The organism is Streptomyces sp. NPDC093085 (assembly GCF_040683935.1).
Lineage (GTDB): Bacteria > Actinomycetota > Actinomycetes > Streptomycetales > Streptomycetaceae > Streptomyces.
This window is the reverse complement of the sequence record NZ_JBFBFB010000004.1, coordinates 218,699-232,904: the sequence shown is the minus strand read 5'-3', so window position 1 is coordinate 232,904 and position 14,206 is coordinate 218,699. Positions and strand designations below refer to the sequence as shown.

General features: G+C 68.4%; 5 protein-coding genes. 1 reads left to right on the top strand and 4 read right to left on the bottom strand.

Annotated features, from left to right (window positions below; all coding sequences use genetic code 11):
- Nucleotides 1–20: 20 nt before the first annotated feature.
- The 4 genes from AB0O07_RS14725 to nagB all read right to left on the bottom strand — a co-directional run bounded on the left by AB0O07_RS14725 (nucleotide 21) and on the right by nagB (nucleotide 12,751).
- Nucleotides 21–374 carry a hypothetical protein gene (locus AB0O07_RS14725; RefSeq protein WP_365632044.1) on the bottom strand — a complete coding sequence of 118 codons (354 nt, stop codon included), beginning with the start codon at nucleotides 372–374 and terminating at the stop codon, nucleotides 21–23.
- The gene (locus AB0O07_RS14720) at nucleotides 371–6,907 is read right to left on the bottom strand and encodes a polymorphic toxin-type HINT domain-containing protein (RefSeq protein WP_365632041.1); all 6,537 of its coding nucleotides are present in this window, start codon (nucleotides 6,905–6,907) and stop codon (nucleotides 371–373) included. Before AB0O07_RS14720 ends, AB0O07_RS14725 begins: the two co-directional genes overlap by 4 nt.
- A gap of 529 nt (nucleotides 6,908–7,436) precedes the next feature.
- A complete protein-coding gene (locus tag AB0O07_RS14715; protein WP_365632038.1) occupies nucleotides 7,437–11,804 on the bottom strand; it encodes a LamG-like jellyroll fold domain-containing protein in 4,368 nt (1,455 codons plus the stop codon).
- A 164-nt stretch (nucleotides 11,805–11,968) separates the two neighbouring features.
- Nucleotides 11,969–12,751 carry a glucosamine-6-phosphate deaminase gene (nagB, locus tag AB0O07_RS14710; protein WP_365632035.1) on the bottom strand — a complete coding sequence of 261 codons (783 nt, stop codon included), beginning with the start codon at nucleotides 12,749–12,751 and terminating at the stop codon, nucleotides 11,969–11,971.
- A 318-nt stretch (nucleotides 12,752–13,069) separates the two neighbouring features.
- On the opposite strand from nagB, the gene AB0O07_RS14705 reads away from it, so the two are divergent.
- Nucleotides 13,070–14,143, top strand: coding sequence for an SIS domain-containing protein (locus AB0O07_RS14705; RefSeq protein WP_365632032.1), 1,074 nt, complete (start codon nucleotides 13,070–13,072; stop codon nucleotides 14,141–14,143).
- Nucleotides 14,144–14,206 lie beyond the last annotated feature (63 nt).

Sequence of the window (14,206 nt, the reverse complement as noted above, 5' to 3'; positions counted from 1 at the left end):
AGATCTCTTATTGGGACGCTTTACGGTCTTATAGCTCCCTGGCCTGATTCCCCATTGTCGTGGACCGAAAACAGGGCGCTCTCAATCGCATTACGAAGATGCGGACGCGCGTTTCCTGCATCAGCCTTTCCCAGCAGGATCGGAAGGAATTCTGAATCCGGGTAGCCATCTCCCTCAGCATCCTTCATAGCCCACACTTGCAGCCAGATGGCGATCATTATCTCGTTGCAAGCTCGGGCTTGTTGCAGTGCATCCGAACTTCCTTCCGAGAAAATGAAGCGCGCCGATATCCCCAGCCGGTGCCCCAAGGCCAGCAGGAACACTTCCTTGGACTCCGACTCCAGGACCGCAAGAACTCGATCTCGAATATTCATTGATCCATGTCCCAGAAATCCTCGTCCGTCATTGGTCGGCTACTGCCATAGGGTTCGCGAGGCAAGGAATCGACATCGTATCCGCGATCCCGCAGGACCTTGATCCGAGTGTTTCCATTCGCGATCGTCCCGTCCGGCTTCACTCTCAGAGCCTCCTTCGCCCCTGGCCTCAAGGAAAAGAGGATATCTTCCGTGTCTTGCTTGCCCCAGAAGTCCAGCGAACTCTTATCGAGCGAGCTGTCAGGGTGCAACGACTTCAGAGGCGGATCGCAAGAGCCAGAATTGTGAACCAGGACCGGCGTCGCCTCCGCCAGCACATAGTACGTGTGGAGATCCGACACGGTGAGGTTGTGGACCGTCTTGTACTCGGTCCAGCGCTCGATCTCCGTGATCCGGACCTCGCGTCCCGCGCTCGTACGGAGCTGCTGTCCCGCGCGGAGGTCGGTGGCGTCGATCCACTCGGCGAGTTCCGAGACCCAGAAGGGGTGGCCGGATGTTGCTGTGATCGAGGCTGTCCGGCTTTCCTTCTCCCCGTCAAGGGCGAGGGTGATTCTGACGAGGTTCTTGGGTCCCGTGCCGATGATTTCTGCTGTCACCGATTTCGCGTCGGTCTTTCCGGTCCTGGGATCGGTCGCCAGAACTCGGTCGCCGATTTTTATGTCGGCGATCTTCTTTCGTGTCCCGTCGGCCAGTAGGACCTCGGTTTCAGGGAGGAAACTGTTGCACGTTCCAAGTCTGGCCGCCGCGACATGGTCGCCCTGCTTGAGGAGTTTGGCGGCCTTGCCGATTTTTCCGATCGGGACGAGGCCGACAACGGTCCAGACGCATCCGCTGACGCTGCCGTTGGCGCAGCGCTGTGCGTCGCGGACCCCGATGACTTCGAGGAAGTCCGCCGTGGGCTTGACCCAGCCCAGTTCGTGAAGCGTGGAGCAGAGGGCGCTGTCGATTTTGTCCTGGCACTGCTCTCCGGCCCAGCTCACCAGCAATTCGCTGTACGAGGTGTCCGGATATGCCTGGCCATGGCCCCTGGCGAAGAGTTCTTCCTGTGTGGGAACCCGTACTCCGGCGATGACCGGCTGCTGGGTCTTCGCTCCGCCCGCGCCCTGCTTGTTCGTCGAACTCTTGCCGCCGCCCCGGGTACCTCCGCTCTTCTTTCCGCCGCCACCTCCACTGCCGACCTCGTATCGGGCCTTGGCTCCCGAGTCGTCCGTGACATAGCGAGTCGGGTCGCCCTCCACCTGCCCCGTGCCGCCGATCGGATAGCCGATTCCGCACAGGTCCGCGGGGCAGAGGCCCGTCGGGTCCGACCAGGTCAGCGGGTTGTTGCCGGCGTAGGCATAACCGTTGATCTGCTGTGAGTCGGTGAGGTCCATGACCGGGTCCGCGGAGAGGAAACGGCCCGTGGCGGGGTCGTACTCGCGGGCGCCGAGGTGTGTCAGACCGGTCGCGGTGTCGGCTGTGCCACCGACGAAGCCCTTGGTGCCGGGCCAGCCGGTGGGTTGGGTGCCTCGGGTTCCGCCGAAGGGCAGGGTGCGGCGCTGGGTGAGCTGGTGGGAGGCCGCGTCGATGGCGAGCTGCGCCGTGCCGTGATGGTCCGCGACGGTGAGGGTGACCTTTCCGTCGTTCTCCTGGATGGCCTGGTGGCCGCCGCCCAGGTCGAAGTACCGCGTGGCCTTGGCCGTGGAGGCTCCCTTGGGCAGGAGAACTTCGGTATTGCCCAGGTAGAGCGTCGTGCCCTCGGAGGTGCGGCCGATGAGCCGGTTGCCGTCTGCGTCGTAGAGATACTCGGTGATCTTGTCGGCAGCGCCCTCGACCGGCTGTGTCACCTTGGTGAGCCTGCCTTCGGCGTCCCAGGTGAGGGTCTGCTTGTCACCGCCGAGCGTGCGGGTGGCGGTGTTGCCTGCTTTGTCGTAGGTGAAAGTGTCCTGGGCGGTGCCTGTGGGGCCGGTGGAAGTGACGGAGGCCAGGGTGTGCGGTTGCGCGGCTCCGGGAGCCGGGTAGGTGTAGGCGCGCTTGATGTCCTTGGCGCTGTTTCCCGTCGTGTCGTGGACGGTTTCGGTGCGGCGGTTGCCCACCTGGTCGTAGCTGTACGAGTGCCAGTACGGCGACGGCCCCCCGAGGCCACTCCCGCTCGGCTGAACGGCGCACTCCGACTTCCCCTGCGCCCACGCCTCGGTCATGCGCCGGAGATGGTCATAGGTGAAGCACTGGGTGTCGTTGCCCGCGCGGGCCACGTCGGAGACGGACAGGACATTGCCCGCCTCGTCGTAGCGGAAGGTGCTGTACTGATCGACGCCTGCGACGTTCAGCCGGTCCACCCGGGCGGTCGACAGACGCTGGGTGCCCCACTCGTACGTGTTGGTCACCTGAGTCTGCTTGCCCGCGATACCGGGGAACCGGTACTGGAGCGGCTTTCCCGTGTAGCTGTAACTCACCTCGGACTTGACGCCCTCAGGACTGCCGGTTGTCGCGACCGGCCGCTGAGTGTCGTCCTCGTACGTGTAGGCGACGGTCGCCCCGGGCAGCGCTCCGGCCTTGGGATAGCCGATGCCTTCGATGTCACCGGCCACGTTGTACGAGCTCGTCGAGAGATACGTGCCGCCCAGCACCCCTTCCGAGGCGGGGATCGTCGTACTGGACCGGAGCACCCGGTAGAGCCGGTCGTAGGCGACCACCTTCGAGGTGTACGCCTGGCCGCCGACGTAACGGGTCGACTCCGACGGCTGGCCCTTGGCGCCGCTGACCGTGTCGTAGGTCCACTTCGCGCGCAGGGCGCCGGTGGCGGACCCGTCCCGCAGTTCGGTCTTGCGGCCCAGCCCGTCGTACACGTACGCCAGGGTGGTGTTGCGCGCGTCCTTGGTGGAGGTCAACAGCCCGCGGTCGTCGTACGTGCTGCTGCTGGTACCTGTGTCCGGGTCGGTGCTTTGGATCCGGCGTCCGAGCAGGTCGTATGAGTATGTCCACGTGTTGCCGGCGGCGTCGGTGAACTGGGCCAGTTCGTCACGGTTGGTATAGGTGTAGGTCAGCGCGTCATAGGCGGAGTCCGCCGACCGCTGCTGGTGCCGGCGCACCTCGGTGGCCTTGCCCCGCGCGTCCAGGAGAGTGGTCGTGGTGGCGGACCCGACCGGCGGGACGACTGTGACCCGGTCGCCGCGGTACGTCGTCCTGGTGGTGGCCAGCACAGTGCCGCCGTCGCCGTTACCGGCTATCTGACGGGTCTCGGTCGGCCGCCCCAGTCCGTCGAAGGTGGTGCGGGTCTGTGTCTCGACGGAGAGCGCGTTGTCCGGTTCGAAAGGTTTTCCCGCGGTAGGTTTGCCGGTCGTGTAATAGGGGGCGAAAGTCTTGGCGAGCAGTCCGCGCTCGTCGTAGAAGTTGTCCGTGATGACCCGTCCGCCGTCCGGGCCGGGTTCCTGGGCCTGTCGTGCCCTCAGCAGCCCGTCGAAGATCGTGTAGGAAGTGCGCTGAACGCCCCTGTTGCCCAGCAGTTTGGTGCCGACCACGACCGGTTGACCCTCGCCCATGCTGTACGTGAACTCGTAGGCGGGCGTCTGGCTCGTACGCTGGTCGGCCAGCCACACCTTGGTCGCGCGGCCCAGCGCGTCGTAGGCGAAGGTCGTCACTCCACCGTTGGTGTCGGTCTGGGACAACGGCTGACCGCGCAGGATCTCATGGGCCGTGACCGAGGTCTGTGCCGTCGAGGCTTCTCCGGCCACGGCGGGTGGGGTCGTCACCTTGACGCTGGTGGCGAAGCCTGTCGCGGGGGTGCGTGCGGTGACAGTGGTCCGTCCATCGGTGCGCGTGGTCCGCGTCACCACGCCGGCCGCGGTCACGGAGACGTCCGCGGTGAGATCGGTGCTGGTGGCCGCGCGGCCGTAGGAGTCGAAGGTGGCGCCCGACTCCAGGTAGACGGCGGTGGTGCCGTCGTACGTTTTCAACTGGGCCGTGGCCGTCACGTCGCCCTTGGCCGGCGCCGTGTCGTAGCCACCACCGTCGTACGCGGTCCTGACATCGGAGATTACATCGGTGGGCCGGGCGGCCGTCGCCGTGCACGGCTTGGCCACCACCTCCACCCGAGAGGGTAGAGTCAGGATGTTCTTTTCCGTGTTGGTGGCGTACGCGATGGTGGTGCACCGGTCGTCGGCGGGGGTCGACTGGTCACCGGAGTCGTCCGTACGGACGGGGCGCCCCGCGACGGTGTCGTACGTGGTCGACGAGGCGGTGACCCGCCACGCCGCACCTGCCCCGTCGTCGAGCGATGTCCATTCCTTGGAACTGGCGCTTCCGGTGAAATTCGCGGTAACGGTGCCCCAGTCCCGTACCTTCTTCGCGGTCTCGTGATGCCACGGCCGGTTCACGGTCCTGCTCAGGATCTTCCCGGAGGGCCCGGAGTACGTGATGTTCTTGTACGCGAACCCGGCCGCGGACCGGTGATCCGTGATCGCGTCGCCCTCGCCCGGGTCGAGCGGCACCGAGACGGTCTTCGTGCCGCCTTGGGTGTCCTTGCGGTCGCCGTCCATACCGCGCAGGAAGAAGGTGTCGGTCTGCGACTTCATCGCGACGGCGCCCCCCTGCCCGCCGGTCTGAACCCGGACCTGGCCGTAGCCGCGCCACTGCGACCAGGTTTTGTGCTTCTCCTCCGTTAGGCCGTCGTCATCGTCGTAATGCCAGGCGGCACCGCCGAGGTACTCGTACCGGGCGACCTGGTCGGGGGCGCCACCGGTCCGGTCGGTGGAGGTGACAGAGGCGACGACGTACTTGTTGAACCACTGGAGCGTCGGGTCCTCGGTGGTGCTGCCGCCCACGTACTGGGGAAAGCAGCGGGTGGTGTTCGACTGCGGGGTGGGCAGGGCGTTCCCGTCGCAGGCGGCGTTCGAGTAGACGGCCGAGACTTGGCCGCCCGATTCGTCGTCGATCGATGACAGACGGTTCTTGATGAACGGTGCGTAGCCGTCACCGGTCTTGTCGAGGCGGTTGGTGAGCTGGGTGTACGCGAAGGTTGTCTTCGGCTGGGTGATCGAGGGGGTCGCGGAGTGGCCGGTGTGCTGGACCGAGTCGAGCAAGAGCTGATAGTCGGTGTCCGCCATGCCCCAGCGGTGGCCGAATGCCCACGAGTCGACCTTCTGGTAGGCGCTGCCGTCCCACACCTGTGAGTCGACGGCCGTCAACCGCTTGCGGGTGAAGAAGGAGGGCGAGAGCCTGCCTGCGTCGCACTTCTTCCCCGTATCGCAGTTGAGATCCCACGGAGTGTCATACCAGTAGGCCGAGTCCTTGTCGATCGAGCCGCAAGTCGTCTGAGAACTGGGCAGACACCGCTCGCCACTGGTGAACACCACCCTGCCCAGCGCCTTGGAGGTGTACATCGCGGAGGACTTCAGGCCGTACTCGATCCGGTCGAGGTAACCGCCGCGGGTGTAGGGGGTGTTGTCGTCGGCTTTCAGGTTCCGGCCGTACGAGTTCGCTTCCTTCTTGTAGTAGTACCCGACAGCGTTGCTGTGGGTGTCGACGACGTAATCGAGATTCCATCGCCATGCCTGCTGGCACCAGGAATCGGCGAAGGCCGCAGCGTGGCAGGGCTCGTTGGTGTCGTTGCCGTACACGGGCAGCGTCCAGGTGGAGTCCGTCGTCGCGTTTCCCTCGACCCAGTTGGGCAGCCGGTTGAAACCGAAGTAGTAACGGATGCCCGCCGGGTCGGTGAGTTGCCAGTATTCGCCGTCGTTGTCGCCGTTACCGCGATTGGTGGACTTCCTGCGCTCGATGATGGTGCCGTCGTCGTCCTTCAGCTTCCATTTGTCGCCGCCCGCGGGAACGAGTTCACCACCCTTGCCATTGAACGAGATGAACGCGTTGTCGTAGCCCCAGCACTGGTCGCCCGGCTTGTTGCCGTCACTGTTCTTCACCCCGTCGTCCGCACACGGCTTGTAACGGCGCTCGATGAAACCGGGGGAGAGATCGAAGCCGTCGCCGACCCAGGACGACTGGTTGTTGGTGTTGGCGGTACGGCCGTCGATGCCACCGGACGAGTACGAGAGCCCGACACTGGGCTTCAGCCCGCCGGGTACCTCCGGAGCAGGCAGCGGATACGACCATGTGAAGTCGCCGGTGTTGAGATTGGTGTTCCACGCCCCGGACGGTGACAGCGACGTGGCCTTGTAATTGCCCTGGTCACCAGCGGTGTCGGCCTGGACGGCGAGCACGGTCGTCCGGGCCGAGCTGAGGGAGACCGCGTCGGCGGTGAGCGTGTTCCGCTCGGCGTCATGGGCGGCGGGGAGAACTGTGCCCGTACGGCACTTCATGTCGTCCGGACGCGTCAGTACACACGTGGGCAGCTCGACAAGGCGCAGCCGGGAGGCGTAACCGCCGCCGTACGCCCGGCCGAAGGACGAGTAGTCGACCTGGGCCCGGACCGATCCCGGCTCCGCCGCCGCCTGCACGGCGGAAGCGTCCGAGGACTGCTTCCGGGCGCCGGACACGGGACGCAGCGTGAACAGGGGGCCGTCCACCCCGGCCTGTTCCGACGCGGAGTGATCGAGCACGCGCACCTCGACCTCGCCACGGGCGGCACGGTGCTCATCCTCTGCGGGAGCCGCCAAGGACAGGGGGATGCCAGGGGCTGCCACCGCGCCCGCCCGAAGGTCACGCACTGCCGGGTCGGGCAGCCGGACCCGAGCGGAAGCAGCCGTCGGCCACGCGTCGTCGGGACGCTCCGCAGGGGTCCGTGGCCCCTTCATTACCGCGCGCGGCTTCACCGCGCCAGGGCTGCCCGGCACAACCCCTTCCGACCGGGGGAGACCGACCCCCTCGATCCCCTCTTCGGCCACGGCGACGGCCGGTTGGAACACCCCCTGGAGGAGCGTCGCGACCATGACGACCGAGGAAGCGAGGGCGACACGGCGCCGCAGAGCACGGAACCGTGGCCCATTTCTGCCGTTCATTCTTCTTTTTCGACCTCTCACTACTGCCACCCGGCGACAGGCGTCGCGCAAGGCGGAGCGGAAGTTGCTCAGCGAAGGGAAAAGTTCTGTCTCGGGCATGGGCAGTCACGCCCCCTACCCGTTCCACTGGTCAGCCGGCGGGTACTTCCGTAGCCATTCCGGGGGCACCGACAGCGAGCTGGCTGATCTGCGCGTCCGTCAATGTGCCCTGGAACGCCCATACGTCGGAGAGAGCCCCGGGCCAGAACTCCCCCCAGGCGGAGCCGTTCTTGAGACGGCCCATCTGGAGAGGCTGGTTCGCCTTGAACGACAGCACGTCGTCCGCCCAGGAGACCCGGTCCGCGCAGCCGCTGGTCTCCCCGCTCCCGTCCTCGTCCGAACAGGCGACTTCTTCCAGTTCACCGTTGACGTAGAGCCGTAGTTCCTTGGTGAACCCGTCGTAGACCACCGCCAGATGCGTCCAGTCGGTGGGGCCGTAGAACTGCCCGTTCTCGACCTCGGTGGATACCGCGGAAGAAGCATCCTGGTCGGCCATGGAGATGCGCCATCGCCCGGCATCCGTATCCGGTGTGGCACTTGGCAGATAACGGAGGGAGAAGGCGTTTTTCTGTGCGCCGGCCACACTGAACAGGGCCGCTCCGGACTTCGGTGGCGCCGCCGCCTGCGCCCAGGCGGTGACGGTGAAGCTGGTGCCGGTGTCCACGGGCACCGAAGCCGTGGTCGCGTAGTCATCGACACCGTCCAGGACGAGTCCGCCGTCGACCCAGCCCGACCCGGTTAGGGCACCGCCGCCGAGGGTCAGGTCGTTGCGCTCCTCGGAGGAATCCGGTGTGATGCTCCCGGACTGCTGCTCAAAGGTCCAGCGCCCCTTGACCACCGGACTCTGCCGGAACAACTGCCGTACCTCGTCCGCCGAGACCGGCCGGTCGAAGATCTTCACCTCGTCTATCTGGCCGGGGAAGAACGAATCCGGCGTGCCCTCGTAGGAACCGGCGCCGAGTTGGACCGGGCCGCCCGCGTACCAGGTCTGGGGGACTGCCGCCTGGCCTGCCTCGACGCCGTTGACGTACAGGGTCAGTTGCTTGGCGACGGTGTCGTGGACGCCTACCAGGTGGGTCCATTCGCCGCCCTGCGCGGTCTTTCCCTCGGGCTGCATGGCGCGGATTGCGTTGGAGTCGGGGGTGTCGGAGATGTACTGGTTGAAGACCCAGCGGTCGTAGGCGCTGGAGTAGTACAGCTCGAAGCCGGACTTGTGGGTGCCCGCCTGGGTGGCGATGATCGCGGCGTGGCCGGGCTTGGTCCTGGAGAGTTTCGCCCAGGCCGAGACCGTGAAGCTGCGCCGGTTGTTGATGTGCGGGGCCGCGGCGACGGCGTAGTCGTCCTTGCCGTCCAGCGTCAGCGACCCGCCGCTCATACCGGGGCGCCCCGGAGTGGCGCCGCCCTTGAGGACGGCCGGGTGGACATCGGCGCGGCCGGTGACGCGGGTGGCGTCGGCGGGTTCGTCGAGGGGGAAGACCGCGCGGGCCGGGCGGCCTGTTCCGATGGGCTGCTTGTTGTACAGGCGGGTGACCTCGGTCGCCGTGAGCGGCTTGTCGTAGATCCGTACGTCGTCGATGGTCCCGGGGAAGAACGAGGCGGGCCGGCCGCTGTACGAGCCCGCGCCGATCTGGAGACCACGGCGCGCGTCCCAGGGCGTGGTGTACGGAGTCGTGCCGACCAGTTTGCCCTGGACATACAGTTTCAGCTCGCCGTCGGTCTGGCTGTACGTACCGGCGAGGTGCGTCCACACCCCGGCCCGCGCGTCGCCCGGGGCCGCCGCCATCACCCGTACCGCATTCGAGTCGGCGGTATCGGCGAGGTACTGGTTGAAGACCCAGCGGTCGTACGCCTTGGAGTAGTACAGCTCGAAGCCCGGGCTGTGGTTCCCCGGCTGGGTGGCGATGATCGCCGCCGCCTCCGGCATCCTGGACAGCTTCACCCAGGCCGCCGCGGAGAAGCCGCTCTCGGTGGCCACGGTGGGGATGTCCGTCTGCGCGTAGTCGTCGACCCCGTCGAACGAGACCGCCGTGCCGATCGCGCCCGCCACTCCCGGGGTCGCCCCGCCGCGCAGCTCGGCGACGCGAGCACCGGCCGTCCCCTCGGCCGCGGTGGCGCCCGCCGGGTCGTCGAGGTTCCAGGCCGCCCGCTCGGGCTGGCCCGCCTTGACGCGGTACTGGTACGTACGGATCTCGCTGCCGTTCCCCGCGGCGTCGAAGGCCTGCGCCGTGACGAAGTTCAGCCCAGGCTCCGAGGGAAGGACCCGGGCGGTCCGCGCCGCCCCGCCCGTGGTGGTCACCTTGTTCTTCGACGACGGGTCGGTGTTGATCCCGAACCAGTACGCGACCACGTCACTGTCCGCGGCCTTCAGCTCGAACGAGCCGTACTTGCCGACCCCGTCCGACCACGGGTCCTCAGGGTCCTCCGGATCGGAGGCGGGGTACTCCCCGGAAGCGATGGCCGGGGCCTTGGGCACGCTCGTGTCGTATACGAAGTAGCACCCCGTCGGGGACCCGGCGGTCGACCAGGGGGAGTACTGCGCCCCGTCGTACGAACGCACGTACCAGGCCACCTGCTTGTTCTTCGGGATCGACGACGGCAGGGCGACCGAGAAGCTCGACCCCGACTTCTTCGCCGTGGTGCGGGCGGGGCTCCAGCGGGCCACCATCCCCTTGCCGTCCCCGGTGTCCCAGGACGCCTGGAACTGTACGGAGACGTTGTCGCCGTCCGGGTCGGTCACCTTGTTCGCGTAGATCTTGCCCAGGGTGCGCACCTTGGCCGCGTTCGCCGGCTTCTTGCACGTCCCGCCGTACTCCATCGAGAGCTGCGACATCTTGATCTGCGGGGGCGGGCGGTTGTAGCGGACCCGCAGATACGCCTTGTCGGAGAAGCGCTTCCAGCCGTACCCGTCCGCCTCGCTGCCCGCCCGCAGCCCGAATGTCATCGTGGACCACTTGCCGTTCGCGGCCTCCTGCACGGCGGACTTCACGTCGAACTCCGCGTCCTTCGCGGAGCAGCCGTCATAGCCGTACGCGAAGGACTCCGACCTGAGCTGCTTGATCCAGAAGCCGGAGGCGTTCTGGGAGTTCCAGGTCGTCGAGGACGAGATGTCCTTCGTACGCCACAACTCCACGCTGCGCTTGTCGCACGACGCCGACCAGGTGTTGCGCACCACGAACTCGGCCGACAACACCGTCTTCCCCGCGAACTTCGAAGTCGGGATCCGGTAGAAGAGCCGCTTGGTGTCGTTGGGCTGACAGTACGACCAGTTGCAGAACCCCATCCCCGCGTCCGCTTCACCGTTGAACTTCCACTGCGGCGACGAGGCCCAGTACTTCGACGCCATCGTCCAGGCCGACGCCCTCGGCGAGTACCACTGCGGATCGATGAAGACCGGGTACACCGTGTCCCCGCCCGACAGCAGCTCCGCGTCCGGGGTCAGCACCAGGGCGTCGCCCGCCGTCGGTACGGTCACGCCGACGGCGGCCAGCCTGCCCGACTCGCCCGCGCCGGGCTCCCGGGCCCGGCCCTCGGATTCGCCCGCCGCCTCGCCCGGCGCCCGGCCCTCCGCCCCGGGCGCCGCCTCGCCGGCCGTCCGCTGCCGGGCGACTGTTCCCGTGCCGTCACCGGCCGGGGTGCTGGAGTCCCACATCAGCGGCTCCGGCGCCTCGAACACGGCACCCAGCGCGCCCTGGTCGACCGCCTCCAGACCACCCTCGGAGGTCTCCTGTACGTCCACCCCCGCCGTCGCGAGCCCGAGCCGCAGGGTGGCGAGGCGCTCGCTCGCCGCCGCCTCCGCCGTCTTCACGACGAGCAGTTGCGTGAACCCGTCCTCCTGCGCCCCCATCCGCAGATCGACGCCCGGGAGCACGTCCCGGTACGTGGCCGTCGCACCGTTCAGCTCCGGCGCCGGCAGCGGGTCCGGCCAGGAGAGTGCGACCTCGCGCCCGGCCTTGGCCATCCGTACGAGCGGCTCGGAACCGCCCGAGGAGAAGCGGAGCTCCACGGTGGAGACCTTCGGGGCGACCGTGCCGTCCGAAGCCGTGGCCAGCTCGGTGTCGATGTCCTGCCACGCACCGTCGACCCGGGCCCGGACAGGGCGCAGATACTCCCGCGCCTCCAGCGCGCCGTCGGGGGTGGCGAACACATCGCTGTGCTCGCTCCGGAGGGAGGCGACTTCGACGGGCCTGCCGGAGCGTTTCGCCTCGGCGAGCGCACCGTCCGTGGTGGCCTCCGCCGGAACCCCGGCCGAGTCCTGCCCGGTGTCGGGGGCCGGCGCTGCGGTCGGTGCGGTGGTCGGTGCGGTGGCGGAGTGTCCGGATGATGGCCGTGCGGCGGTGGGGAGGGTACTCAGGGGGGCCAGGACCGCCGCCAGCAGTACGGTGAGCCCGGCTGCGAGTGCCCTGCCGGAGGGGTGGCCGCGACCGCGCCTCCCCCTCCGGGCATCACGAATTCCCCACACACCGCTTATGGATCCCCGCCCCATCCCTCACAGGTAACTCACAACTTCGCAGGGTTAACAGTTCATCGCGAAGGGTTGTCAATGGGGATTCGGGACGTCGTCCGGGGGGTCCGGCAGGGGCTCTGACGTGCGGCGGAGCCGGCGGGGATGTGTCAGGGAGCCCGTCAGATGGACTGCCAGTCCGGCTTCGAGGCGTACGTGGCGCGGAAGTAGTCGGCCAGTTTGAGGCGGGAGGCGGCGGCCTCGTCGGCCACCACTGTCGCGTGCGGGTGGAGTTGCAGGGCCGAGGCGGGGACCAGGGCGGCCACCGGGCCTTCCACCGCCTGGGCCACCGCGTCCGCCTTGCCCTCGCCGGTGGCGAGGAGGATGAGGTGGCGGGCCTCCAGGATGGTGCCGATGCCCTGGGTGATGACGTGGTGGGGGACCTCGTCGGGGGTGGCGAAGAAGCGGGCGTTGTCCTCGCGGGTCTGGCGGGTCAGGGTCTTGATGCGGGTACGGGAGGCGAGGGAGGAGCAGGGCTCGTTGAAGCCGATGTGGCCGTCCGTGCCGATCCCCAGGAGCTGGAGGTCCACGCCGCCCGCCTCGGCCAGCGCCCGGTCGTACGCCTCGCACGCCGCCTGGATGTCGGTGGCGGTGCCGTCCGGGCCGAGGAAGGCGCTCGGGTCCAGGCCCAGCGGCTCGACCACCTCGCGCAGGACGACGGAACGGTACGACTCGGGGTGGCCCGCGGGCAGCCCCACGTACTCGTCGAGCTGGGCTATCCGCGCCGCCGAGACATCCACCGCGCCCGACCGCACCCGGTCGGCCAGGGCCTGGTAGACGGGGAGCGGGGTGGAGCCGGTGGCCACCCCGAGCAGGGCGTCCGGCTTGCGGCGCAGCAGTGCGGCGATGCTGTCGGCGATGAGCGCGCCGCCCTCGGCGGCGTCCTGGACGATGACCACTTCCACGCTGGGGCCTGCCGATCTGGTGAGGTGAGGCTGATGTCTGGTGGGGGCGGATCCGGGGATGGGGCCGGAATGTGGTATAGACCAATTCTAGCAGAGGGGTGGGCGGTCCAGGGCTGGACTTCGAAGATGCCCGGGGAAGGGAGGGGAGGGGAGAGAGGGAGGGAGAGGGGGTGTTCGGGTGTCTGGCGGCGGGGGAGAGGTCCGGGTGTCAAGGGGGTGACAAGGGTGGGGCTTGTGGGGTGTGCCCGGTGGCGGGTGGGGGCGGGGGCGTGGTCGACTGGGTGGGCGGGGAGGATGTCGGTGACGGGAGGCTCCCGCATGGCTGCCGCGTTCCCTGCCGGGCCGAGCGAGTCCTCGGGGTGCGTCATGTCCGCCGAGGTGCTGGACCAGCCCGCCGTGCTGCGGCGGCTCCTCGCCGACGGGGCCGACCGGATCCGTGAGGTGGCCGAGGCCGTCGCGGCGCGCGAGCCCCGCTTCGTGCTGCTCACCGCGCGCGGCACCTCCGACCACGCGGCCCTCTACGCGAAGTATCTGCTGGAGATCCGGCGCGAACTGCCCTGCGGGCTCACCTCCATGTCCACCATCACGGCGTACGGCGCCCGCCCCGACCTCACCGGGGTCCTCTTCATCAGCGTCAGCCAGTGGGGCGGCTCCCCGGACCTGGTCGCCGCCACCTGGGCGGCCCGCGAGGCCGGCGCGATCACGCTCGCCGTGACGAACAACCCCGACTCCGCGCTCGCCGCCGTCGCCGAGTTCCACATCGACGTCCTGGCCGGCTCGGAACGGGCGCTTCCGGCCACTAAGTCGTACACCGCCTCCCTGCTCGCGCTCTATCTCTTCAGCGAGGGGCTGGGGGGTGTGGACGGGGCCGGGGCGGCGGGTCTGCTGCCTGAGCTCGCCGACGAGATCCTGGCCCGCCGCGAGGAGGTCCGGGCGCTCGCCACCCGCTACCGCTTCGCCCCCCGGATGGTGGCGATCTCGCGCGGTTACGGCTACCCCACCGCCCAGGAGGCCGCGCTCAAGTTCATGGAGACCAGCTACCTCCCCGCCCTCGCCTACTCCGGCGCCGACCTGCTGCACGGCCCGCTCGCGATGATCGACAACCTCTCGCCGGTGCTCGCCGTCGTCCCCGAGGGCCCCGGCGGCGAGGCGCTGCGCCCGGTGCTCGACCGGCTGCGCGGCCGGGGCGCCGACCTCTGTGTCGTGGGTCCGGCGGACGAGGTACGGCGGGCCTCGGCCGGGTTCGTCCTGCCGGTGGAGGGGGTGGGGGAGGAGTTGCAGCCGGTCCTGGAGATCCTCCCGCTCCATCTGCTGGCGTACGAGATCTCCGTCGCCCGGGGGTACGACCCGGACGCGCCCCGGACCATGGCCAAGACCCCGGAGTCGAGTTGAGCCGAGCCGAGCCGAGCCGAGTTGGACCGGGTCGAGCCGAGTCGACTTGAGTCGAGCCGAGTT

Excerpts from the sequence above, each read along its gene's own strand:
- AB0O07_RS14705 (WP_365632032.1), top strand. The coding sequence starts at position 13,070 with ATGGCTGCCGCGTTCCCTGCCGGGCCGAGCGAGTCCTCGGGGTGCGTC.
- AB0O07_RS14725 (WP_365632044.1), bottom strand. The coding sequence starts at position 374 with ATGAATATTCGAGATCGAGTTCTTGCGGTCCTGGAGTCGGAGTCCAAG.